The 22,284-nt window shown below is 70.5% G+C and carries 21 protein-coding genes; 15 read left to right on the top strand and 6 right to left on the bottom strand.

The window, feature by feature from the left end; genetic code table 11:
• Positions 1–13 precede the first annotated feature (13 nt).
• Positions 14–829: a DUF3097 domain-containing protein gene (locus ACQPY4_RS29225; protein WP_433326198.1), complete on the bottom strand. Its 816-nt coding sequence runs from the start codon at positions 827–829 to the stop codon at positions 14–16.
• Between the two features lie 229 nt (positions 830–1,058).
• Between ACQPY4_RS29225 and hrcA the strand changes: the two genes are divergently transcribed.
• The 4 genes from hrcA to ACQPY4_RS29205 all read left to right on the top strand — a co-directional run bounded on the left by hrcA (position 1,059) and on the right by ACQPY4_RS29205 (position 4,581).
• Complete coding sequence (gene hrcA / locus ACQPY4_RS29220; RefSeq protein ID WP_433326196.1) at positions 1,059–2,072, top strand: heat-inducible transcriptional repressor HrcA; 1,014 nt, start codon at positions 1,059–1,061, stop codon at positions 2,070–2,072.
• On the top strand, positions 2,073–3,206 hold the full coding sequence (gene dnaJ / locus ACQPY4_RS29215; RefSeq protein ID WP_433326194.1) for a molecular chaperone DnaJ: 1,134 nt from the start codon (positions 2,073–2,075) through the stop codon (positions 3,204–3,206).
• 247 nt (positions 3,207–3,453) lie between these two features.
• Positions 3,454–4,185 carry a 16S rRNA (uracil(1498)-N(3))-methyltransferase gene (locus ACQPY4_RS29210; protein ID WP_433326192.1) on the top strand — a complete coding sequence of 244 codons (732 nt, stop codon included), beginning with the start codon at positions 3,454–3,456 and terminating at the stop codon, positions 4,183–4,185.
• 261 nt (positions 4,186–4,446) lie between these two features.
• Positions 4,447–4,581 (top strand): hypothetical protein, encoded by a 135-nt coding sequence (locus ACQPY4_RS29205; RefSeq protein WP_433326190.1) that lies wholly within the window; start codon positions 4,447–4,449, stop codon positions 4,579–4,581.
• A gap of 23 nt (positions 4,582–4,604) precedes the next feature.
• On the opposite strand, the gene ACQPY4_RS29200 is transcribed toward ACQPY4_RS29205, so the two are convergent.
• Positions 4,605–4,952 (bottom strand): hypothetical protein, encoded by a 348-nt coding sequence (locus tag ACQPY4_RS29200; protein ID WP_433326188.1) that lies wholly within the window; start codon positions 4,950–4,952, stop codon positions 4,605–4,607.
• A 153-nt stretch (positions 4,953–5,105) separates the two neighbouring features.
• Here ACQPY4_RS29200 and ACQPY4_RS29195 point away from each other — a divergent pair, with 153 nt between their 5' ends.
• The 3 genes from ACQPY4_RS29195 to ACQPY4_RS29185 all read left to right on the top strand — a co-directional run bounded on the left by ACQPY4_RS29195 (position 5,106) and on the right by ACQPY4_RS29185 (position 8,123).
• Entirely contained in the window at positions 5,106–5,771 is a 666-nt protein-coding gene (locus ACQPY4_RS29195) for a TetR/AcrR family transcriptional regulator (RefSeq protein ID WP_433326186.1), read from the top strand.
• 658 nt (positions 5,772–6,429) lie between these two features.
• Positions 6,430–6,669 (top strand): hypothetical protein, encoded by a 240-nt coding sequence (locus ACQPY4_RS29190; RefSeq protein WP_433326184.1) that lies wholly within the window; start codon positions 6,430–6,432, stop codon positions 6,667–6,669.
• A gap of 392 nt (positions 6,670–7,061) precedes the next feature.
• A complete protein-coding gene (locus ACQPY4_RS29185; RefSeq protein WP_433326182.1) occupies positions 7,062–8,123 on the top strand; it encodes a hypothetical protein in 1,062 nt (353 codons plus the stop codon).
• Between the two features lie 670 nt (positions 8,124–8,793).
• Here ACQPY4_RS29185 and ACQPY4_RS29180 read toward each other — a convergent pair.
• Positions 8,794–9,477, bottom strand: coding sequence for a hypothetical protein (locus tag ACQPY4_RS29180; RefSeq protein WP_433326180.1), 684 nt, complete (start codon positions 9,475–9,477; stop codon positions 8,794–8,796).
• The gene (locus ACQPY4_RS29175; RefSeq protein ID WP_433339066.1) at positions 9,474–10,061 is read right to left on the bottom strand and encodes a SigE family RNA polymerase sigma factor; all 588 of its coding nucleotides are present in this window, start codon (positions 10,059–10,061) and stop codon (positions 9,474–9,476) included. The genes ACQPY4_RS29180 and ACQPY4_RS29175 overlap by 4 nt, the downstream gene beginning before the upstream one ends.
• A 289-nt stretch (positions 10,062–10,350) precedes the next feature.
• Here ACQPY4_RS29175 and ACQPY4_RS29170 point away from each other — a divergent pair, with 289 nt between their 5' ends.
• From ACQPY4_RS29170 to ACQPY4_RS29150, 5 genes are all read left to right on the top strand, one after another.
• Positions 10,351–10,695 carry a histidine triad nucleotide-binding protein gene (locus ACQPY4_RS29170; protein WP_433326178.1) on the top strand — a complete coding sequence of 115 codons (345 nt, stop codon included), beginning with the start codon at positions 10,351–10,353 and terminating at the stop codon, positions 10,693–10,695.
• A 143-nt stretch (positions 10,696–10,838) separates the two neighbouring features.
• Complete coding sequence (locus ACQPY4_RS29165) at positions 10,839–11,918, top strand: PhoH family protein (protein WP_433326176.1); 1,080 nt, start codon at positions 10,839–10,841, stop codon at positions 11,916–11,918.
• Positions 11,915–12,391 (top strand): rRNA maturation RNase YbeY, encoded by a 477-nt coding sequence (gene ybeY, locus ACQPY4_RS29160; RefSeq protein ID WP_433326174.1) that lies wholly within the window; start codon positions 11,915–11,917, stop codon positions 12,389–12,391. Before ACQPY4_RS29165 ends, ybeY begins: the two co-directional genes overlap by 4 nt.
• Positions 12,392–12,486: 95 nt before the next feature.
• Positions 12,487–13,791, top strand: coding sequence for a hemolysin family protein (locus tag ACQPY4_RS29155; RefSeq protein ID WP_433326172.1), 1,305 nt, complete (start codon positions 12,487–12,489; stop codon positions 13,789–13,791).
• Between the two features lie 101 nt (positions 13,792–13,892).
• Positions 13,893–14,537 carry a hypothetical protein gene (locus tag ACQPY4_RS29150; RefSeq protein ID WP_433326170.1) on the top strand — a complete coding sequence of 215 codons (645 nt, stop codon included), beginning with the start codon at positions 13,893–13,895 and terminating at the stop codon, positions 14,535–14,537.
• Here the strand turns inward: ACQPY4_RS29150 and ACQPY4_RS29145 are convergent.
• Positions 14,496–14,831, bottom strand: coding sequence for a cytidine deaminase (locus tag ACQPY4_RS29145; protein WP_433326168.1), 336 nt, complete (start codon positions 14,829–14,831; stop codon positions 14,496–14,498). The two genes, ACQPY4_RS29150 and ACQPY4_RS29145, sit on opposite strands and share 42 nt — an antisense overlap.
• Before the next feature lie 129 nt (positions 14,832–14,960).
• Here ACQPY4_RS29145 and ACQPY4_RS29140 point away from each other — a divergent pair, with 129 nt between their 5' ends.
• The 3 genes from ACQPY4_RS29140 (at position 14,961) to era (ending at position 21,592) form a co-directional block, all read left to right on the top strand.
• The gene (locus ACQPY4_RS29140; RefSeq protein WP_433326166.1) at positions 14,961–17,078 is read left to right on the top strand and encodes an MMPL family transporter; all 2,118 of its coding nucleotides are present in this window, start codon (positions 14,961–14,963) and stop codon (positions 17,076–17,078) included.
• A gap of 182 nt (positions 17,079–17,260) precedes the next feature.
• Positions 17,261–20,602, top strand: coding sequence for a BTAD domain-containing putative transcriptional regulator (locus ACQPY4_RS29135; RefSeq protein WP_433326164.1), 3,342 nt, complete (start codon positions 17,261–17,263; stop codon positions 20,600–20,602).
• A 60-nt stretch (positions 20,603–20,662) separates the two neighbouring features.
• On the top strand, positions 20,663–21,592 hold the full coding sequence (gene era, locus ACQPY4_RS29130; RefSeq protein ID WP_433326162.1) for a GTPase Era: 930 nt from the start codon (positions 20,663–20,665) through the stop codon (positions 21,590–21,592).
• Between the two features lie 3 nt (positions 21,593–21,595).
• On the opposite strand, the gene ACQPY4_RS29125 is transcribed toward era, so the two are convergent.
• Positions 21,596–22,198, bottom strand: coding sequence for a hypothetical protein (locus tag ACQPY4_RS29125; protein ID WP_433326160.1), 603 nt, complete (start codon positions 22,196–22,198; stop codon positions 21,596–21,598).
• Positions 22,199–22,284 lie beyond the last annotated feature (86 nt).

The raw sequence follows: 22,284 nt of genomic DNA, 5'->3' as shown, positions 1-22,284 counted from the left end.
GGGGGATGACGATCTAGGGGACGGTCACGAAGTCAATCAACTCTTCGACGCGGCCCAGCAGCTCTGGTTCCAGGTCGGTGAAATTCGACACCGAACCGAGGATCCGTTTCCAGGCGAGGCCCGTGTTGTCGCCCCACCCGAGAGCGTCGAGCACCCCCTCTTTCCAGGGTACGCCCCGGGGGACCCTGGGCCAGGCCGCGATGCCCACCGCAGAGGGCTTCACGGCCTCCCAGATGTCGATGAAGGGGTGCCCCGTGATGAGCACGTGCGGCGAGGAGACCTGTGCCGCGATCCGGCTCTCCTTGGAGCCGTCCACCAGGTGGTCGACCAGGACCCCGAGCCGCCGCCGCTCCCCGGGTTCGAACTCCTCGACGATGGCCGGCAGGTCGTCCACCCCTTCGAGGTACTCCACGACCACGCCCTCGACGCGCAGGTCGTGCCCCCAGATCTTCTCGACCAGCTCCGCGTCGTGCAGGCCCTCGACGTAGATGCGGCTCTCCTTGGCCACCTTGGCCCGCACCCCCTGGACGGCGATCGACCCCGACGCCGACCGCGCCGGCCCCTTGGGGGCGGCCGAGGGACGCACCAGCGTCACCGGCTTGCCGTCGATCAGGAACCTGGCCTCGGTGAGGGGGAACAGACGCTTGTTGCCGAACCGGTCTTCCAGCGTCACGCCGAACTTGTCGCACGCGACCACGGCGCCGCAGAAACCGCTGTCGGGGTCCTCGACGACCAGGTCGGCCTCGGCCGGGATCTCGGGGATCTGGCCCTTACGGGGCCGCCGCCAGTCGCCCGCCAGGACGTCGTCTCCATAGTCCTTGCTCTGCACGGTTCGGCACTCTAACGCTCGTCCCGCACTCGGCACACGGACTCCTGGGACGCCTGTGACGCATGCCCGTTACGCGATGTATCGAGGGAACTACGTGAAGTGTCCCGATCGCTGGTGGCGTCGCTCGCCGACGACCGTCCTAAGCCGGGGCCTCCAGACTGTCCCTTCCTGGCCGTACACTTGGCACTCGGAACTACGGAGTGCCAGTACGGGCAGGGGAGGTGACCACGTGCTCGACGACAGGAAACTCGCGGTCCTGCGCGCCATAGTCGAGGACTATGTCTCCACCAACGAGCCGGTCGGTTCCAAGGCCTTGGTGGACAGGCACAACCTCGGGGTCTCCTCGGCGACCATCCGCAACGACATGGCCGTCCTGGAGGAGCAGGGGTACATCGCCCAGCCGCACACCAGCGCGGGCCGGGTCCCCACCGACAAGGGCTACCGGCTGTTCGTCGACCGGCTGTCGACCATCAAACCGCTCTCGGTCGCCGAGCGCCGCGCGATCGAGACCTTCCTCAGCGGCGCCTACGACCTCGACGACGTCGTCGGCCGCACGGTGCGGCTGCTGGCCCAGCTGACCCGCCAGGTCGCCGTCGTCCAGTACCCGTCGCTCACCCGATCGGCCGTCCGCCACGTCGAGCTGGTACCGGTCGCCTCGCACCGGCTGCTGCTGGTGCTGATCACCAACACCGGCCGCGTCGAGCAGCGGGTGATCGAGACCCCCGGCGACGTCTCCGACGAGTCGATCGGCCACCTGCGCGCCCTGCTGAACACCTGTCTGGACGGCTGCGGCCTGGGCGAGGTGCCGACCGCGGTCTCCGACCTGCCCGACAAGGTGGCCCCGGACGACCGTCCGGTGGTGGCCGCCGTTCTGTCGGTCCTGCTTGAGACCCTGGTCGAGAAGCACGAGGAGAAGATCGTCTTCGCCGGCGCCGCCAACCTGGCGGCCGTCGACTTCTCGCAGAGCCTGCGGGACGTTCTGGTCGCCCTGGAAGAACAGGTCATCCTGATGCGTTTGCTCGGTGAGACCGGTGATTCCTCTACTGTTACGGTGCGGATCGGCACCGAGAACCCCGATGAGGGGCTTCGATCGACCTCGGTGGTCGCCGCCGACTACGGCGTCGGCGATCTCACTCTGGCCCGGCTTGGTGTGCTCGGGCCTACACGCATGGATTACCCCAGCACGATGGGAGCGGTACGGGCAGTGGCACGCTACGTCGGACAGATCCTGGCGGGGTCGTAAGTGGCAAACGACTATTACGCGACCCTCGGCGTCCGGCGCGACGCCAGCGCGGACGAGGTCAAGAAGGCCTACCGCAGGCTCGCTCGCGAACTCCACCCGGACGTCAACCCCGACCCGGAGACCCAGGAGAAGTTCAAGGAGATCACCCAGGCCTACGAGGTGCTCTCCGACCCCAAGAAGCGCGAGATGTACGACCTGGGGGCCGACCCGTTCGCGCCCTCGGGCGGCGCGGGCGCCGGGGGCTTCGGCGGTGCGGGTTTCCCGTTCAGCGACATCATGGACGCCTTTTTCGGGACGGCGGCGTCCCGCGGCCCCCGAACGCGCGCGCGCCGCGGCCGCAACGCCACCCTGCGGGTCGAGCTCGACCTCCAGGAGACGGCGTTCGGCACCACGCGCGAGCTGTCGATCGACACCGCCGTCGCGTGCGCGAGTTGCGAGGGCGAGGGCACGGCCCCCGGGGCGCACCCCGAGACCTGCGAGACCTGCATGGGACGCGGTGAGGTCCAGCAGGTCCAGCGCTCCTTCCTCGGCCAGGTCATGACGGCCCGTCCGTGCCCCGCCTGCGGCGGTTTCGGCAGCGTGATCCGCAACCCCTGCCCCGAATGCTCCGGCGACGGCCGCGTCCGCACCCGCCGCACCGTGAAGGTCAAGATCCCCGCGGGCGTCGAGAACGGCATCCACATCCAGCTCGCCGGCGAGGGCGAGGTCGGCCCCGGCGGCGGCCCGCCCGGCGACCTCTTCCTGGAGATCGTCGAGAAGCCCCACGCGATCTTCGAGCGCGAGGGCGACGACCTGCACTGCACCGTCGAGATCCCGATGACCGCCGCCGCCCTCGGCACCGGCGTCACCGTCGAGACCCTCGACGGCGCCGAGGAGATCGACATCAAGCCCGGCACCCAGTCCGGCCAGGTCATCACCCTCTACAACCGGGGCGTCCGGCACCTCAACGAGACCGGCCGCGGCGACCTCCACATCCACGTGAAGATCGAGACCCCCAACCGCCTGGACGAGGAGCAGGAAGAACTCCTGCGCCGCCTGGCCAAGCTCCGCGGCGAAGAACGTCCCCCCGGCAAGTTCGCCCCCGGCCAGCGCGGAGTCTTCTCCCGCCTCCGCGACGTCTTCAATCAGCACTGAGTCAACTGAAATCGCGGCCCACCCGCGCTCGCCCGGCGGCACGCAGCGTTGATCGCCCCACCCGCGCTCGCCTGGCGGCTCGCTTCGGTGACCGTGATTTGGCGATTGCTGCATCGCTCCGCGATCCAACCGGGGAAGCTCGCCTTCGGCTTCGCTTCCCCGGTTGGTTAACGCAATCGCGCGCGGGGCCGGGGTTGGTCGATAACAGGTCTCAACTCCGGGAACTCGTTCGAGCAGGGGAGGGGAAATGAGCCCGCCGGTCTTCCTGACCGAAACCGAGCGACTCGCCGCCGACCGGGTGCTGCTCGACGGCCCCGAGGGACGCCACGCGGCCACCGTCCGCCGCCTGCGCCCCGGCGAGCGCGTCGACCTCACCGACGGCGCCGGCCTGCTCGCCGAGTGCGTCGTGGTGACGTCCGACCGCGCGTCCCTCACCCTGGACGTCCGGTCCCGCCATCACACCCCCGAGCCCGAGCCGCGCCTCGTCGTCGTCCAGGCCCTCCCCAAGGGCGACCGCGGCGAACTGGCCGTCGAGACCATGACCGAGGCGGGCATCGACGAGATCGTCCCGTGGTCGGCGTCCCGCTGCGTCACCCAATGGCGCCCCGACCGCCGCGAGAAGGCCCTCAACCGCTGGCGCGCCACCGCCCGCGAAGCCGCCAAACAATCCCGCCGCACCCGTTTCCCTCACATAGCGGACCTGGCCACGACCCCCCAAGTAGCAGCCCGCATCCAGCAGGCCACCTGCGCCCTGATCCTCCACGAGTCGGCCACAACCCGCCTGAGCACCCTGAAGCCCCCCGCCCAAGGCGAAATCCTGGTGATCGTCGGCCCCGAAGGCGGCATCACCGACGAAGAACTCGAAACCTTCTCCACCGCCGGCGCCACCCCCACCCTCCTGGGCCCCACCGTCCTCCGCACCTCAACCGCCGGCGTAGCCACCACCGCCATCCTCCAAACCCTCACCACCCGCTGGTAGCGGAACACCACCCAAAGCAGCAACGACCGCCCGCAACACTCCCGACCTGGCCAGCCGAACGCGAAGGCCGCCATTCGCCGGACGACGCGCACCTCGCTGGACATCCAGTGCCCCAAGCGCGCCCGCACGCGCAAGGGCACCCTGCCGACATGCCCCCGCCGCCCCGGGTGCGTCCGAGAACCTCGACGTGACGCAAGCCCCGGGGTCCTCCCTCAGCAGCCCCGCGAAGTACTGGCGGATCAGCCCGCCTTCACGCAGCACATGGAACTCATAGGCACCTCGCGCATGAACGCGCTGCGCAGCGACGAGATCGACGGGCACCGCGAGCGGCTGCCCGCGCTGAGCGAAGTCAACGCAGACGGACCCTCACCACACATCCGCGTCACGCAGACCTGAAGAGCTTCGGTGCGCGCCCGTCTTCAGCGTCGGCGTGCTCGATGGGTGGCGAAGATGAGCGCGGCGGACGCGGCGACGATCAGTCCGACGAAGACGGGGTGGATGTCCTTCGACAGGCTCTCCGCGCCATCGGGTCGCGTCCGCCAGATGACGAGCGGAACCACATACGACAGCGCGACGAGCCCGGCGGCCCACTGGACCGTCCGGTCGCGAACGTGGCGGAGGGCGCCGACCAGCGCGATCACGACCGGGATGCCCGAGAGCAGGGCGAACTGACCCAGAACCATGACGGGGACGGCCCACGAGGAGATGGTCACCGACCGCGGAATGCGCTGGACCGGACGGACGAGCGACGGAGACGTGGTGGACATGATGTTCCTTTCGTCTGGCCAAGATGCCCTGCGGACACCGCAGCACGCTAGAAGCTGATGCGTACGTTAGAAGTTATAACCAACAGACGGGGGGAGTGTCAATAGACTTCGTGATAGCCTCTAACTAAATCTTCAGGGAGTAGCTCGACAGGCGTGGAAGGCGGCAGGCAGGTGGCGGAGACGGGCACCACGAACCCACGCGAGCGCTACCGCGCCCAACTGCGCGCGGAGGTCAAGGAGCACGCCTGGGAGCAGATCGCGACGGCGGGCGCGTCCGCGCTCTCCCTCAACGCGATCGCCAAACAGATGGGCATGAGCGGCCCCGCCCTCTACCGCTACTACGCCAGCCGCGACGAGCTGATCACCGAACTGATCACCGACGCCTACCAAGGCCTGGCCACCACTCTCCGCCTGGCCTCGGAGGACGACGCCGACGTGGCCGCACTGGCACACGCCCTACGCGGCTGGGCCCTGGACGACCCCCAGCGCTACCTCCTCATCTACGGCACCCCCGTCCCCGGCTACCGTGCCCCCGACGAGACCACCGCCATCTCCAACGAGATCATGGCGACCCTCCTGGACGCCTTCGCCGCCCAAACCTGGGACGCCCCGGCCACACCCTTCGACGCACATCTGAAAGACCACCGAGCCTGGGCAGGCAACCACCCGGCTCCGACTCCGATCCTCCACCGCGCCTTGACCTTCTGGACGAGGCTCCACGGCGTCCTGTCCCTGGAACTCGCGGGCCACTTCACCGGAATGCGGTTCGATCCCGCCCTGCTCTTCCAAGCCGAACTAGACCACCTGCTAGCCCACTAGCCAACGGCAGCCCGCCACCCGGCCATTGCCGTTCGCCGCGCACGACAACCCGCCGTAGGCTCTGCCATCCGAACCCACAGTGAAGCGCGCGATCGACAGCGCACCCAGCGCCGTGCACCGCCCCCCAAGGCACGCCGCGACGTAGTCGGCCGCATTGAAAACCGGGCGGTGACATCTGCGCTGGTCGCGCGGCTAGACGCCGTCCAAAGTTGTGTGAGCGTCGCCCGTTCCTCCGAGCCACGCCCGACCGCCGATTCCGTTCCCGCGCCGCCCAGGTCGCTGCGTTGCCTCGTGGCGTTACGAGCCCCCAGACCGGTGTGCCCCGACGCGCCACACGCCGCGCTGTGATCGCCCTGTAGTGCGCACACCGTTCGGTGGCCGGCCCGCAACCACGTTGTGGGACGTATGGCGCAGTGCCCCACTCATCCGAGATGAGGTCGGTTCTGAGCGCGAGACTTGGCTCCATTTTCCAGCCAGCGGCGGCCCCACTGCGTCAGCAGATGATTGCGTTCTGGTGAGTTTTGGCCCCATCGCCCGGGTTGGGGTGGGACGCTGGATGTGCTCTGGGCGGGCTGGGAGCGTTAATGGCGCGGATGACCAAGACCGAGATGTATGCCGAGGTCCGGCGGGACGCGCGGCATGAGGGCATGGGCGGGCGTTGGCCCGCGAGTACGGGGTGCACCGTCGCGCGGCGCGGGAGGCGTTGTCCTCATCGTGGCCCAAGCCGCGCAAGTCCCGACTGGACCCGTTCAAGCCATGGATCGATCAGTTCTTGCGGGCGGATCTGCGTGCGGCGCGCAAGCCGCGGCACACCAACAAGCGGGTCTTCGATCGGCTGGTGGCCGAGCGGGAGTTGGAGGGGATCTCCTACTCGACGTTGTGTGAGTATTTGTCCTGACGGCGTCCGCAACGGGCCGAGGTAGGGATGGGATCGCTGGCGGCTCCGCGCCGCGATCGTCGACCGGCTCATTTTCAATGCCACCATCGAAACTGGCATCGACTCCTACCGGCTCGCCCACATTCGCGCACAACAAGCCGCTTTTGTGTGACCAACCGGCACGGCTCTGTCGCCTACCGGTTCCTCACTGCTGCCCCAGGCATGTTGAGGACCAGCGTCTCATCCTCACAAACGTCAAGGAGGTGGCTTCTTGGCCATCAGGGTCCTAGTGGAGGCCGACTATGGGATATGAGAGATCTTTTTCCGGAGGGTCGGAACCGTTTTCTGAACAATCAAGATCAGTCCAGCCATTTCGTCAGGCTCCGTTGGTTGGAGGGCCGCCTCCAATTAGGATGTATCTTCAGCGCAAGCTGCAAGGAAAATGGGTCGCCCGCAGGCTCCAAAATGAGGTCTCCGGCCTCATGCGGCATTCTGAAGCACTGAGAGACGCGGCGATCAGTCCTCCGGACGAATTGGTTGTCTCGCTGCAGAACGCGCGGGTTGCGATCGATGGCCTGCAGACCGAGCTAGCGGCCTGGGGACTGTTCGAGATTAGGCCTGACCAATCCCGGGCACCTATCGAGGCATTCCTGGAGTTCGATTTCGCCAAGGAACTGGCCCATCACGGAATCAGTCTTGACGAGTCAATGGAAGAGCGCATCCAGCGCCTACGCGAGCAACTCTTGCGCGAACGGAGACGCCGCAGTGGACAAGCCTCACAAGATAGCCCCGACGGGACCCTGAAGGAGCTCCTAACGATCGCGAACACCGTGATCGACGAAGCCCTTGAGAACCAGAACATTCATGACAGCCGCTGGCGCGACTGGGCAAGGCGTGTACTGGCACTGGTGACTGAACTACTCATCACCCTGCTTGTCGGCCTCGTGGCCGTTGGGTTCACGGTGCTGGTTGTCGACGAATCCCTCGCCAAGGAGATGACCAAGAAGGTTATCGAGGTCCTGACCGTCGCCATGGGTCTCCAGGCGATCCATAGTGCACGTGAAAAGTCGAGGCCACGCAACCTTTCCACGCTACTCAGCATGGCCGACAAAGGAATTCGGCAACAGGCACGTGGCCTTATGGCAATCCTTGAGAGCTTGAGCTTCCGTCAACCCCTCACCTCCCGCGAGGTGAATCGCGCAAGCCGGTTCGCAGCATGCATGTCCGGTCATACTTACACAGTCAACCGAATTCTGGAAATAACTGAAGCCCCGAACTGGCCAGATCGTGGCGACTACGCGTCGTTGTGCCAGGATCTTTGTGAGCTCAGCGATCAGCTCGTTATTGAGCTTACAGATAACTCACGGCTCTCCCGATGGCGACTGCGGCGCACAGCGACCAAGAAATTGGAGGAGTACCTATGTCAACTGGACAAGTTTGGCCTTCCGGATTCCCTCCCCCTAAAGCTTCCCTAGCGGGAAATACTTGACTTTGAAGAACGCCTAGATCATCTTGAGTCCTGCCACAGCGCATCGAGCATCTTTCGACCCCGTTGGGCGCTCGCGGTCACGCGGCGGACGCGTTCTGCGAGCCGTGGTCTTCCAGGCTGCGTCTTCGTGTCGGTCCATGCTGGGCGGCGTCCGTGCTTGCTTCCCCAGATGGTGAAGGCGGGCTTAAGGCGGTCGGCTTTCCGAACCTTGTGCCGACCAGGGTCGCGCCGTCCTTCCGCACTGCGCTCGAACTGGCTGTGATCGGTGCGTGGCGGCGCCATGTCGTGGTCGTCGTCTGGCGCGCGGGGGCCGCGTGCTCTGGTGTTTGCCCACTAAGTGGCGTCCCCGCAGCCTTAGCTGTCGCTTGTGTTGCAACCGCTTTGTCGAGGGTCGACCCAAGGGGCCAGCCCGGTTGCGTTGTCGCCGTCGATGCCGATAGCCGCGTTGGGGCGCCTGCTCTTTCGTCGCGCTTTGTTGCTGTGGCCGACGCGCTGGACGCCGCCGCACGCGACACTGAGTGGCCCGCGCTGGATGTTGTGGTGTGGCGGCGTTGCCCGGGCCGGTGTCAGCAGGGGTGGGACACAGCCTTGTGGCTGGCCGGAGTGGGGCGCTGGTGAGCCGGTGGCTGGGCTGTGCGCTGGACTCGGCGGGGTGGTTACTCGGGGGCTACGTCGGGTTTGGAGCCGGTGCCTTGGCCTGTGCCGGTGTCGGTGCTGGGGGTGGGGTCTACCGGGTGTTCGGTGGGCTTGCCCGGCTCGGTGGGCGTCGGCGTGGTGGTGGGTGTGGTGGGGGGCTTGGACGCCGGGGGAGTGGTGCAGGCCGGGAGAGGGTTGCTGCTCGGGGCGGTGGACGCCGCGCCGCTGGGCGGGGTGGCGATGGTGGGGTTTCCGCCCGTGCCGTCGCCGGAGCAGGTGGGAGAGTCGGCCGGGGTGGGCGAGGCGCTGGGAGCGGACGAGGACGGGACGCCGCTCTCGGTGGGGAGCGGGGACGTCGGCTGGGTCTGCTCGGTGGGGTCGCCCTCGGAGTTGGTGGTGTCGCTGTGCGCGGGGTTGCCCTCGCTGGTCTCGGACGGGTTGTGGCTGCCGGCCGAGGTGATGAGGTTCATGGTCTGCGGGGCGGTGACGCCGATCCCGGCGATGGCGACGGCGGCGCCCACGGCCAGGGCCGGGCGGGCCCAGTTCGTGGTGAACCAGTCGAGGCCGAAGCGTCGCTGGTGTCGCCGTTCGATGCGGCCACGGATGCGTTCGAGGCCGTCCGCCGCGGGGGTGACCTTCTCCGCCTCCGCGTTCAGCGCACGGCGGAGGATCTCGCCGTACTCGTCGTCGGGGTCGGTGGTCATGAGAATTGCTCCAGGACGTTGCGTAGCGCGGCCATGCCGCGCGCCGTGTGGCTCTTCACGGCGCCTCGGGAGATGCCCATCGACTGGGCGATCTCCGCTTCTGACAGGTCGGCGTAGTAGCGCAGCACGAGCGCCTCCCGCTGGCGGGCGGGCAGCGTGTGCAGCGCGTCGACCACGGCGGAGCGCTCGAGCTCCCCGATGGCTCCGGCTTCCGCGCTGGGCGCGTCGGGAAGACCCTTGGGGGCGTACTTCTCGACGACGGCGCGGTGACGGAGCACCGACCGTGACCGGTTGACCACCGACTGGCGCAAGTATGACAGGGCCTTGTCGGGGTCGCGCAGGCGCCTCCAGCCGCCGTGCATGGCCACGAACGCGTCCTGGACCACCTCTTCGGCGGTCCCGGCGTCGCGGACGAGCATGGCGGCAAGGCGGACCAGGGAACGGTAGTTGGCGCTGTAGAGCGCGGTCACGGCCTGGTCGGCATCCCAGGCAACGGCCACGGCCCCTGCAGTGCCCCTGGCCACGAGGGTCTCGGTCACATCTGTGGGACGCGCGCCCTCGTCGTCCGGTTTACGAAAGGGCATCTTCTGTCTTGCCTCGGTCACCTATCCGCCGCCTTTGCCGTCCCCCGGCCATCCATTCGGATGGTCGCCATCGGTACGGCGTGGATGGGCGAACCCGACCTGGCCGATCGGGGTGCGGCAAGCGCCCGTAGCCGGGGGGAACGCTTGGGTTGCAACCCTAATCCAGTGCACCGACGAACTGCGGCCGATCCCACCGGTGGCCGATTCGTGGAACTTTACCCGGGTCGGGGAGGTGTGGGCTACGTCTCGATAGGATCCGCATGCGCCTGACCGCGGTGGGAGGAGAGCGATGACGGACTGCCTGTTCTGCAAGATCGTTTCCGGGGACGTGCCCGCGAAGATCGTCCGGGAGACGGGGCGGGTGGTCGCGTTCCGTGACATCAACCCGCAGGCGCCCACGCACGTGCTGGTCATCCCCAGAGATCATCATCCGAACGCGGGAGCGCTGGCCGCCGCCGACGCGGGGCTGCTCGGGGAGGTGATGACCGAGGCGCACCAGGTCGCGGTGGACGAGGGCGTGGCCGACAGCGGGTACCGGGTCGTGTTCAACACCGGTTCCGGTGCGGGGCAGACGGTGTTCCACGTGCACGCGCACGTGCTCGGGGGGCGTGGCCTGAACTGGCCGCCCGGCTGACGGTTCGACGGGTGGGACGTGCCGCGCGCGAGCGAAAATACAGCGGCGGGACGTCGTCGCGGCCAAGTACCATGGGGGCGACAGAGGCTGAATACCCGGAGCGGACAGTAAAGGCAGGTCGGAGAGGCCGCAAGGCCCGGCTGATGGTCGAATCAACTCATGCGGGAGCCCGGAAGGAATCGGGCCCGAGGTCCCAGATCAAGATCGTGGTGCCGGACGACCATTCGATGGTGAGCCTTCTGGGCTCCCGGGATGAACTGCTCCACGTCATCGAGCAGGCTTTTCACAGCGACATCCATGTCCGGGGCAACGAGATCACCGTTACCGGCCCCGAAAACGAGATCGAGCTGGTCGCGCGGCTGTACACCGAGCTCATCGACCTGCTCAACAGCGGTACCCAGCTCACCCCGGACGCCGTGGAGCGAAGCCTGTCCATGCTGCGCAACGACACCGACGAGCGCCCGGCCGACGTGCTGACGCTGGACGTCTTGTCCAGCCGGGGACGCACGATCCGGCCCAAGACGCTCAACCAGAAGAAGTACGTCGACGCGATCGACAAGCACACGGTCGTGTTCGGCATCGGCCCCGCCGGTACCGGCAAGACGTACCTGGCCATGGCCAAGGCCGTGAAGGCGCTGCAGGACAAGAAGGTCAACCGGATCATCCTGACGCGCCCGGCGGTCGAGGCGGGCGAGCGGCTCGGCTTCCTGCCGGGCACGCTCTACGAGAAGATCGACCCGTATCTGCGGCCCCTGTACGACGCGCTGCACGACATGGTCGACCCCGACTCGATCCCGCGGCTGATGGCGGCGGGCACGATCGAGGTGGCGCCGCTGGCGTACATGCGCGGCCGGACGCTCAACGACTCGTTCATCATCCTGGACGAGGCGCAGAACACCTCGCCCGAGCAGATGAAGATGTTCCTCACCCGGCTGGGTTTCGGCTCGAAGGTCGTGGTGACCGGTGACGTCACCCAGGTCGACCTCCCCGGGGGGCAGCTGAGCGGGCTCCGTGTCGTCCAGGACATCCTCGAGGGCATCGGCGACATCCACTTCTGCCGTCTGAACAGCAAGGACGTCGTCCGGCACAAGCTGGTGACCGACATCGTCGACGCCTACAGCCGGTTCGACGCGCGCGAGGCCGAGGCGGCCGCGCAGGGCGACAAGCGCGTCCCCGCGATCAAGGGCGGGCGCGGCGCGTCCCGCAACCGAGGCGCGCGATGAGCATCGAGGTCCTGAACGAGTCGGGCGTGAAGGTCGACGAGAACGCTCTGGTCGACCTCGCCCGGCACGTCCTGGACGGCCTGCGCGTCCACCCGCTGGCCGAGCTGTCGCTGCTGCTGGTCGACGAGCCGGCGATGACCGAGCTCAACGCCAAGTGGATGGGCGAGAGCAAGCCGACCGACGTGCTGGCCTTCCCGATGGACGAGCTGCGGCCCGGTCACCAGGCGGGCGGCGACGACGACGGCGAGCCCGAGGCGGGCCTGCTGGGCGACGTGGTGCTGTGCCCGGCGGTGGCCGAGCGGCAGGGCGCGACGGCCGGGCACGGCACCGAGGCCGAGCTGGAGCTGCTGTGCACGCACGGCATCCTGCACCTGCTCGGCTACGACCATGCCGAGCCCGAGGAGCACAAGGAGATGTTCGGCCTCCAAGCCGAGCTGCTGACCTCCTGGAACGACCGGCTCGGCGGGCGCTAGGGCGTGTGCGGTGAGTCCTGTTCGCGGCGCGCGCCGTCCGGCCGACCGAAGACCCACCGCGGCCGGGCCGGAGTGACGATGCGGGGCGATGCGCGGTGAACACCGCCCAGGGGTGGCTGCTGGGGCTGGCGATCGGGCTGGTCTTCATGGCGGGGCTGCTCGCGGGCACCGAGGCCGCGCTGACCCGGGTGTCGCGGGTCAGGGTCGAAGACCTCGTCCGTGAGGAGCGCCGGGGCGCCGGACGCCTCGCCGAGGTCGTAGCCGACCCCGCGCGGTACCTCAACGTCGTCCTGCTGCTGCGGATCAGTTGCGAGCTGGTGGCCACGGTCCTGGTGGCCGACCTGTGCATCTCGTGGCTGGACGAGACGTGGCGCGCCTACGTGACGGCCGCGGTCATCATGATCGTGGTCAGCTACGTGGTGGTGGGGGTCGGGCCGAGGACGCTGGGCCTCCAGCACGCCGACCGGGTCGCGCTGGCCGGGGCGTCGGTCGTGCACCCGGTGACGCGGGTGTTCGGCCCCCTGCCGCGCCTGCTGATCCTTCTCGGCAACGCGCTGACCCCCGGCAAGGGCTTCCGCGAGGGGCCGTTCGCGTCCGAGGCCGAGCTCCGCGACCTGGTCGACCTGGCCGAGCAGCGCAGCCTCATCGAGCCGGACGAGCGCGAGATGATCCACTCGGTGTTCGAGCTGGGCGACACCCTGGTCCGCGAGGTCATGGTGCCGCGCACCGACATCGTGTTCGTCGAGCAGGGCAAGACGCTGTTCCAGGCCATGTCGCTGGCGCTGCGCAGCGGGTTCTCCCGCATCCCGGTGGTGGGCGAGAACGAGGACGACGTCGTCGGCGTCGCCTACCTGAAAGACGTCGTGCGCCGCAGCCACGAGCACCGCGAGGGCGAGTCGGTGGAGACGGTCGCCTCGGTGATGCGGCCGCCGACGTTCGTCCCCGACAGCAAGCCGATCGACGAGCTGCTGCGCGAGATGCAGGCCCGCCAGATCCATCTGGCCATCGTGATCGACGAGTACGGCGGCACGGCCGGGCTGGTGACCATCGAGGACATCCTCGAGGAGATCGTGGGCGAGATCGCCGACGAGTACGACGTGGAGCCGCCGCGCGTCGAGTGGCTGGACGACGGCCAGGCCCGCGTGACGGCGCGGCTGCCGGTCGAAGACCTCGCCGACCTGTTCGACGTCGAGCTCGAGGCCGAGGAGGTCGAGACCGTCGGGGGCCTGCTGGCGCACGCGCTGGGCCGCGTGCCGATCGAGGGGTCCACGGCGACGGTCGCGGGGCTGAGCCTGCGCGCCGAGAGCATCGCCGGGCGCCGCAACCGCATCGGGGCGGTGCTGGTCAGCCGGTTGCCCGCCGCGATCACGGGCGCCGAGGGCGAATCCGCCCAGGATTAGCGGAACGTCCGAGAGGGAACGATCACGCGCGTTGAGAGATTCGGGGGGATCTCATGCCGCGCTTACTCCCCGCTGCCGTTCTGGCCGCGGGTTTATCAGTCATGGCCACGGGATGTGGCACCGAACGTCCGGCCCGGTTGGGGGCGCACGCGGCGGGGGCGGCGATGTCGCCCGCGGTGCTCTCCGCGCGCGAGGTGCCCGAGGGGTACCTGCCCGCCGAGAACCAGCACGTGTTCGCCGGGCTCCGCCCCCGGGACCGCGACTGCGTCCGGCTGCTGGAGCTGGCCGACCTGCACGGGGAGGACGACCTGCGCGGCGTCCGCGGCGCCCCGCAGGCCCACGCGGCGTTCTACCGCGTCGACCCGGGGGCCAGCCTCGTCCACCATGTCTTCCGGCTCCCGGCCGGACGTGCCCACGCGCACATCGCCGAGACTCGCTCGGCGGCCGCGTCCTGCCCGCGGATCAGTGTCGAGATCGGCGACCGCGACCTGCGGCTCGACCGCGTCCGGCTCCGCTCGTTGCGGGGCGTCAAGGACGGCTTCAGTGTCCGCTACGCCGACGGCGACCTCGGCGTGGACGTGGTGATGGCCCGCGCGCGCGACGACCTCCTCGTCCTGGCGGCGCCCGGCGAGTCCGAGGGCGCGCGCGAGACCGAACGTCTGCTCGGCAGGGCCCTGTCCAAGCTCAGGAGGCTGGCTCCCGGCTCAGGTGAGGGACGTGCGAAGGGTTCCGTCCGGGGCGGCTAGATGGAGCGGGGCCTTGGGCCCCAGGTCGCGGACGGCGGCGAGGTCGTCGTCGCGGACGGCCTCCTCGGCCGTCACCAGCGCGGCGGCCTCCAGGCTCTCGGCACCGCTGGACACCGCCATGGCGACGGCAACCTGGAGCGCCGAGAGCCTCAGCGACGGAAGGCCGACGTCGGTCGCCGCGTAGGTGCGCCCGGTCTCGTCCCGCACGGCCGCGCCCTCGGCCGTGCCGCCCCGCGCGCGGGACGACCGGGCCAGCGTGATGATCTTGGAGTCCTCGGCGTTCAGCTCAGTCACGGTGGCCAGCGTAATCCGCCGGCCGCAAGTGGGCGGCAAGTGGGCGGCAAGAGGGGCTGGCGAGACTGGGCCACTCAATGGACGACGTGTGCGTGTTGGGGGCCTGAGATGTCTCGTTTGCTCTACCGCTTGGGAAAGGCCGCGGCGCTGCGGCCGTGGCGGTTCATCGTCGTGTGGGTGCTGCTGGTGGTGGCGGTCGGCGGGGTCGCGGCCACGGCGGGCGGCGCGCTCCAGGACGACTACACGCTGAAGGGGACGGGCTCCCAGGAGGCCACCGACCTGCTGAAGGAGCGGTTCCCCGCGCTGTCGGGCGCGGACGCGCGCGTCGTCGTCCATGCCAAGGAGGGCAAGGCCGACCAGGCGCGGGTCGCGGAGGCCAGGACGAGGCTGGCCGCGCTCCCGCACGTCAGCGCCGTCGACCCGCCGAGGCCGAGCGCGGACGGCACGACCGCGCTGCTGACCGTCCGGTACGACGTGCCGGTCACCGACCTCAAGCCCAAGGACACGCTGGACCGGCTGCGGTCGGCGACCGGCGGGCTGAAGTCGTCCGGGCACCGGGTGGAGTTCGGCGGCCAGGTGCCCGAGAACGTGCAGGCGCCCGACGGCGCCGCCGAGGCGGTCGGGATCGTCGCCGCCCTGATCATCCTGCTGCTGGCGTTCGGGTCGGTGGTCGCGGCGGGGCTTCCGCTGGTGGTCGCGCTGGCCGGGCTCGGCGTCGGCGTCTCGGGCATCACCATCCTGGCGGCGTTCGCCAACGTGGCCACGACGGCCCCGACCGTGGCGATCATGATCGGGCTCGGCGTCGGGATCGACTACGCGCTGTTCATCCTGACCCGGCACCGCGAGGGCCTGGCCGAGGGGCTGGACGTGCCCGAGGCCGTGGGACGCGCCAACGCCACCGCCGGAATGTCGGTGATCTTCGCGGGCGTCACCGTGCTGCTGGCGCTGTGCGGGCTGGTGCTGTCCCAGGTCCCGGTCTTCATGACGATGGGGTTCGCGACCGGGATCGTGGTCGCGCTGACCGTGGCGAGCGCGGTGACGCTGCTCCCGGCCGTGCTCGGCCTGGCGGGCAAGCGGGTGCTGCGCAAGCGCGACCGCGTCGAGGGCGCGTCCATCGCGACCGAGTCGCCCCGGGTACGGCACTGGGCCGAGCGCGTCGGGCGGCGCCCGTGGGCCTGGGGCCTGGCCGCGCTGACCCTGCTGCTCGCCCTGGCCGCGCCCGCCGTGGGCATGCGCACCTGGCCCAGCGACGCGAGCAGCGAACCGACGTCCAACACCGTCCGGCAGGCCTATGACCTGGTCGCCGACAAGTACGGGCCCGGGGCCAACGGGCCGCTGCTGGTCACCGTCGACCTCAAGAAGGTGAGCCCCGAGAGCCTGCCCGGGCTGAGCGCCAAGCTCGCCGCCACCGAGAACATCGCCTCGGTCACACCGCCGCAGTACTCGCCCGACCGCAGCGCCGCCGTCCTGATCGCGACGCCGACGTTCGGGCCGCAGAACGAGGACATCACCGGTCTGGTCGACGGGATACGCGAGGACGTCCTGCCCCCGGGGGCCGAGGTCACCGGGCTCACCGCGATCTTCGTGGACCTCAGCCGGGTCCTGGACGAGCGGCTCTGGCCGGTGATCGGTGTCGTGGTCGCGACCTCGTTCCTGATGCTGCTGATCGTCTTCCGGTCGCTGCTGGCGCCGCTGAAGGCCGCCGCGATGAACCTGCTGTCGATCGGCGCCGCCTACGGCGTCCTCACGGCCGTCTTCCAGTGGGGCTGGGGCGCCGAGCTGCTGGGCCTTCCGCACAGCGTCCCGGTGTCGAGCTTCATCCTGCTGCTGATGTTCGCCGTGCTGTTCGGCGTCTCGATGGACTACGAGGTGTTCCTGCTGTCCCGGGTGCGGGAGGAGTACCTGCGCACGGGCGACGCCCGGACCTCGGTCACCACCGGCCTCGCCGCCACCGGCCGGGTCATCTCCAGCGCCGCGATGATCATGGTCGCGGTCTTCCTCGGCTTCGCGCTCGACCCGGGCCTGGTCGTCAAGCAGATGGGCGTCGGCCTGGCCGTGGCCGTCGCCCTGGACGCCACGCTGATCCGGCTGGTGCTGGTCCCGGCCACGATGGCGCTGATGGGCAAGGCCAACTGGTGGCTCCCCGGCTGGCTCGACCGCATCGTCCCCCATATCGACCTGCACGCCCCCTCACCCCCCGGTGACCCCGCCGCCGCCCGCCCCGAACGCGAGTCGATCATGAACTGACCGGACCGCGCCTCTGGCTTGCGGCGGGCCGACCGCACGCGCCCTCGGGCCCAGCGCGTCCCCCGGGGCCGGGGGCCGCCGGGAGTGACCGGACGCGCCTCTCTCGTGCGGGGGAAGAGAGAGGCGCGTCACCCCACCTCGGTTGGGGGTGGGTCGGGGGGCGGGCTTAGGCTGGCCGCAATATGGCGACCGTGCGAGTCCTCGGGGCGTTCGAAGCGTCCGTGGGCGGGACCCCGGCCGATTTCGGGGGGCCTCGCCAGCGTTCGGTGCTCGCTCGCCTTGTCGTGGCGCAGGGACGGATGGTCCCGGCCGACCGGCTGATCGAGGATCTGTGGCCGGGGGAGGCTCCGCCGCGCGCGTCCGCCGGGCTCCAGTCGTTCGTCTCGCATCTGAGACGTGCCCTTGAACCCGGCCGTCTGCCCCGCACACCCGCACAGGTTCTGGTGACCGAGCCTCCCGGGTACGCGTTGCGTCTCCCGGTCGAGGGCGTTGACGCCTGGCGGTTCGATCTGCGCGTCGACCAGGCCGCCGAGCTGCTGGACGCGGGCGACCCCGCCGAGGCGCGGCGGCGGGCCGAGGAGGCGCTGGGGGAGTGGCGGGGCCCGGCCTTCGCCGAGTTCGCCGACCTTCCCTGGGCCGCCGCCGAGGCCGCCCGTCTGGACGAGCGGCGCCGCATCGCCGTCGAGCGCCGCGCCGAGGCCATGCTCAGGCTCGGCGCGCAGGCCGAGGCCGTCCCCGAGCTGGAGGCCCACGCGGCGGCGAACCCGCTGCGCGAGGAGGCGTGGCGCCTGCTCGCCCTGGCCCTGTACCGGGCCGGACGCCAGGGCGACGCGCTCGGCGCGCTGCGCGAGGTCCGCTCGACCCTGGCCGAGGAGCTCGGCGTCGACCCCGGCCCCGCCCTGCGCGGGCTGGAGAGCGACATCCTCGCCCAGGCTCCCGGGCTGGAGCCCGAGCGTCCGGTGCTGAGGCTGGTGCCCGAGCCGTCCGGACGGGCCGAACCCCTCTTCGTGGGCCGCGACGCCGAGCTGGCCCGCCTGTCCGCCGCCGCCCGCGCGGCCGAGGACGGCGCCTGCACGCTCGTCCTGGTGGGCGGGGACGCCGGGATGGGCAAGACCTCGCTCGTCGAGCGGCTCTCCCGCACTCTGGCGTCGGACGGCTGGACGTGCGGCTGGGGCCGCGCGCCCGAGACCGGCGGCGCGCCCGCGGCCTGGCCGTGGGCCGAGCTGCTGCGCGGCCTGGCCCGCACCGAGCCGCCGACCGGCGACCTGCGCGAACGCCTGGCCCCGCTGCTCGACGACGCGGCCGGCGGCGCGGAGGGCGGCCTCGCCGACGCCAGCACGGGCGGGTTCCGGCTGCACCTGGCCGTGGCCGAGTACCTCGCCGGAACCGCCGGACGGTCGCCGCTGCTCCTGGTCCTGGACGACCTGCACTGGGCCGACGAGGAGACGCTCGCGCTGCTGGCCCGGCTGCCCCAGCGGCTGCGCGGACGTCCTGTCCTGCTGGTCGGGACCTTCCGGCAGACCGAGGTGCTGGAGCCGCTGGCCGGGACCCTGGCGATCCTGGCCCGCCACGAGCCGCACCGCCTCGACCTGGGCGGGCTCGGACCGTCCGAGGTCGCCGCGCTGGTCCGCGCCACCTGCACGGCCGAGCTGGGCGAGGCCGAGCTGGCCGCGATCGCCGAGCGCACCGGCGGCAATCCGTTCTTCACCCGCGAGACCGCCCGGCTGCTGGAGTCCGAGGGCCCGCACGTCGCCGCCCGCGCCGTGCCCGCGGGTGTGGGCGACGTGCTGCGCCGGCGCGTCGCCGCGCTCCCGGAGAACGCCCAGCTGATCCTCCGGTACGCGGCCGTGGTGGGACGCGACGCGCCCCTCGGCGTCCTCACCGAGATCTCCGGCCGGGACGAGGACACCGTGATCGACGCCGTCGAGGCGGGGCTGGCCGCGGGCCTGATCGAGGAACCGGACGCCGGAGGCATCCGCTTCGCGCACGCGCTCGTCCGCGACACCCTGTACGAGGGGCTCTCGCTGGCGCGCCGCACCCGCCTGCACGCCGGGGTCGCCGCCGCGCTCGAACGGCGCCGCCCGGACGAGGTCGCGGCGATCGCCCACCACTATCTGGAGGCCGGGTCGGCGCCGGACAAGGCCGTCCACTACGCGCGCCTGGCGGCCGAGGCCGCCGAGGCCCGCTTCGCGCACCGCGCGGCCTTCGAGCTCTGGGTGCGCGCGGCCGAGACGCTCCGCGCCCAGGGCGAGGGGACGGTCCGCGAGCGGCTGGAGGCCGAGATCGCCGCGATCCGGTCGGGCGCGCTGGCGGGCGAGGTCGTCGAGGCCCGCGAGCGCAGGCAGCACGCCATCGCCGACGCGCAGGCGCTCGGCGACGTCCGGCTGCTCGCCCGGGTGATCGACGCCTTCCTGGTGCCCACCCTGTGGTCCAGCCGCCTGTACGGCACCCTCGACCGGTCCGTGGTGGACGCGACCGAGGAGGCCCTGGCCGGGCTGCCCGACGGCGAGGACGAGCTGAGGGCGCGCCTGCTCGCGGGCCTGGCCCTTGAGGTCGAGGGCGAATCGGGCGATCTGGGCGTCCGCGGCCCGCAGGCGGCCCTGGAGGCCATCGAGATCGCCCGCCGTGTCGGACGTCCCGAACTGCTCGCGGTCGCGCTCAACGGACGCTTCCTCAGCGCCTACCGCACCGCCGCCGACCGCACCGAGCGGATCGCGCTGGGCACCGAGCTGCTGGAGCTCGCCACGGCCAACGACCTGGGCATCTACGCCGTCCTCGCGCACCTCCAGCTCCACCAGGTCCATGTCACCGCGCTCGAACTCGACCTCGCCAAGGCCCACGTCGAGGCCGGACGGCGGCTGGCCGAGCAGTACGGGATGCCGCTGCTGGCGCTGATCGGCGGCTGGTTCGACGGCCTGTGCCACGCGCTGGCCGGGCGCTTCGAGGACGCCGAGCGCGCCTACGAGGCGATGAACGAGATCGTGGACGAGGGCGCCGTGTGGAGCAGCGAGCGCGGGATGGCGTTCATCGGCGTCTACTGCTCGCGCCTGGCGCAGGGCCGCGTCGGCGAGCTGGCCGAGAGCATCCGCTGGATGTTCGACCAGTGGGCGCACGTCGGCGCGGTCGCCGACCTCTACGCGCTGGCCCTGCTGGGCGCCGGACGCGAGGACGAGGCCAGACGCATCACCGCGGACGCGCGCCCGATCCGGCCCGACTACTTCTACGACCTGGCCATGACGGCCAGGGGCATGCGCGCCATCGCCCTGGGCCAGCGCGACGTCGCCGAGGAGGCCCTGGAGGGCCTGGAGCCCTACAAGAACCAGTTCGCCGGAGGCACCACGGGCACCGTCGTCATAGGGCCGGTCGCCCAGACCCTGGGAGACTTGGCCGCCTTCCTCGACCGTCCCGACCGCGCGGCCGAGTACTACCGCCTGGCCGCCGAGGTGGGCGCCCGCGCCGGCGGCCCCTTCTGGGTCAGACACGCCACCGCCTCCCTCGACGCCCTCGGCTCACCGGCCGCCTGACGGGCCCTTTTCGCACGTCGATGGACGATGCGCTCCGGTGGGTGGGCGACAATTGACGCTGTGACAGTGCTGGGAGAGTTGACGCCGCCGCCCGAAGGCTTCCGATCGGGGTTCGCCTGCTTCGTGGGACGACCCAATGTGGGCAAGTCGACCCTGATGAACGCCCTGGTGGGCACCAAGGTGGCGATCACCAGCAGCCGTCCGCAGACCACCCGGCGGGCGATCCGGGGCATCGTGCACCGGCCCGACGCGCAGCTGATCGTCGTCGACACCCCGGGCCTGCACAAGCCGCGCACGCTGCTGGGCGAGCGCCTCGACAGCCTGGTGCGCTCCACGCTCACCGAGGTGGACGCGATCGGGTTCTGCGTTCCGGCCGACCAGCCCGTCGGCCCCGGTGACAAGTTCATCGCCCGCGAGCTGGACGGCGTCAAGGGCACCCCGATCGTCGCGATCGTGACCAAGACCGACCTCGTCCCGCCGGAGAAGGTGGCCGAGCAGCTGATGGCGGTCGGTGAGCTGGGAGACTTCGCCGACATCGTCCCGTGCTCGGGGCGCGACGGCTTCCAGGTCGGCCTGGTGGGCGACCTGCTGATCGCGCACCTGCCGGAGGGGCCGCCGCTCTACCCCGAGGGCGATCTCACCGACGAGCCCGAGCAGGTGCTGGTCGCCGAGCTGATCCGCGAGGCCGCGCTGGAGGGCGTCCGCGACGAGCTGCCGCACTCGATCGCCGTGGTCGTCGACGAGATGGGCCCGCGCGAGGGACGCGACGACCTCGTCGACGTGTACGCCCATCTGTTCGTCGAGCGTTCCAGCCAGAAGGGGATCATCATCGGCCACAAGGGGGCCAGGCTCAAGGAGGTCGGCGCCGGCGCGCGGCGGCAGATCGAGGCGCTGCTCGGCACCAAGATCTTCCTGGATCTGCGGATCAAGGTGGCCAAGGACTGGCAGCGCGACCCCAAGCAGCTGCGCCGCCTGGGCTTCGACGACTGAGTCTCACTCGCCCCGGCGCGCCGCCACGGGACGGATCAGCGCGAACCCGATCACCAGCAGCGACGCCGCGACCGCCAGGTACCAGCCGTAGCGGATCGTCACCCGGTGGTCGACGCCGAATCCCTCGGCGGCCAGATCGCCCGCAAGGTCCTGGAGCCGCAGCGCGAACAGCCCGCACACCAGCAGGCAGAGCGCACCCGGGACGGCCGCGAGCGCGCTGATCCGGGCGTCGCGTCCGGCCAGGTCGCCCAGGGCCAGGCCGATCGCGGCCACGGCCAGCACGGGCACCACGACGATCAACCCGTAGGCCTCGATTCCCGCCGCGCTGCCCAGATCGCGCGTGAGCGTCCGGCCGAAGACCTCGATCAGCAGGTCGACGCGCGCCCACGGCAGGAACGCCGACACCAGCAGGACGGCCGACGCGGCGATCAGAGCGATGTTCCATCCCAGGCCGGTACGCGGAGGCGGGGGCGGAGGCGCGGGTGCCTCGGCATCGCCGTTCCGCTCCCCGGGAAGCTCGTCGGGCGGCAGGAACGCCGGCCTGAGCCCCGCCGGGACGGCGCGGGGGTCGGGCCCGCTCCCCTCGGTTCCGAGGTCACCACTCATGAGCCCAGCGTAAACGGCACGCCCGCGTTCCTCGGGTCGGCCACGGCGACGGCCGGGGATCGGTAGTTTGGAAGGGTGTTCATTAT

Source organism: Spirillospora sp. CA-294931 (assembly GCF_050946795.1).
Taxonomy (GTDB): domain Bacteria; phylum Actinomycetota; class Actinomycetes; order Streptosporangiales; family Streptosporangiaceae; genus Spirillospora.
This window is presented reverse-complemented; position numbering and strand designations above follow the sequence as displayed.

Excerpts from the sequence above, each read along its gene's own strand:
- ACQPY4_RS29210 (WP_433326192.1), top strand. The coding sequence starts at position 3,454 with ATGAGCCCGCCGGTCTTCCTGACCGAAACCGAGCGACTCGCCGCCGAC.
- ACQPY4_RS29205 (WP_433326190.1), top strand. The coding sequence starts at position 4,447 with ATGGAACTCATAGGCACCTCGCGCATGAACGCGCTGCGCAGCGACGAG.
- ACQPY4_RS29200 (WP_433326188.1), bottom strand. The coding sequence starts at position 4,952 with ATGTCCACCACGTCTCCGTCGCTCGTCCGTCCGGTCCAGCGCATTCCG.
- ACQPY4_RS29185 (WP_433326182.1), top strand. The coding sequence starts at position 7,062 with ATGTATCTTCAGCGCAAGCTGCAAGGAAAATGGGTCGCCCGCAGGCTC.
- ACQPY4_RS29180 (WP_433326180.1), bottom strand. The coding sequence starts at position 9,477 with ATGACCACCGACCCCGACGACGAGTACGGCGAGATCCTCCGCCGTGCG.
- ACQPY4_RS29175 (WP_433339066.1), bottom strand. The coding sequence starts at position 10,061 with ATGCCCTTTCGTAAACCGGACGACGAGGGCGCGCGTCCCACAGATGTG.
- ACQPY4_RS29170 (WP_433326178.1), top strand. The coding sequence starts at position 10,351 with ATGACGGACTGCCTGTTCTGCAAGATCGTTTCCGGGGACGTGCCCGCG.
- ACQPY4_RS29165 (WP_433326176.1), top strand. The coding sequence starts at position 10,839 with ATGGTCGAATCAACTCATGCGGGAGCCCGGAAGGAATCGGGCCCGAGG.
- ybeY (WP_433326174.1), top strand. The coding sequence starts at position 11,915 with ATGAGCATCGAGGTCCTGAACGAGTCGGGCGTGAAGGTCGACGAGAAC.
- ACQPY4_RS29150 (WP_433326170.1), top strand. The coding sequence starts at position 13,893 with ATGGCCACGGGATGTGGCACCGAACGTCCGGCCCGGTTGGGGGCGCAC.
- ACQPY4_RS29135 (WP_433326164.1), top strand. The coding sequence starts at position 17,261 with ATGGCGACCGTGCGAGTCCTCGGGGCGTTCGAAGCGTCCGTGGGCGGG.
- ACQPY4_RS29125 (WP_433326160.1), bottom strand. The coding sequence starts at position 22,198 with ATGAGTGGTGACCTCGGAACCGAGGGGAGCGGGCCCGACCCCCGCGCC.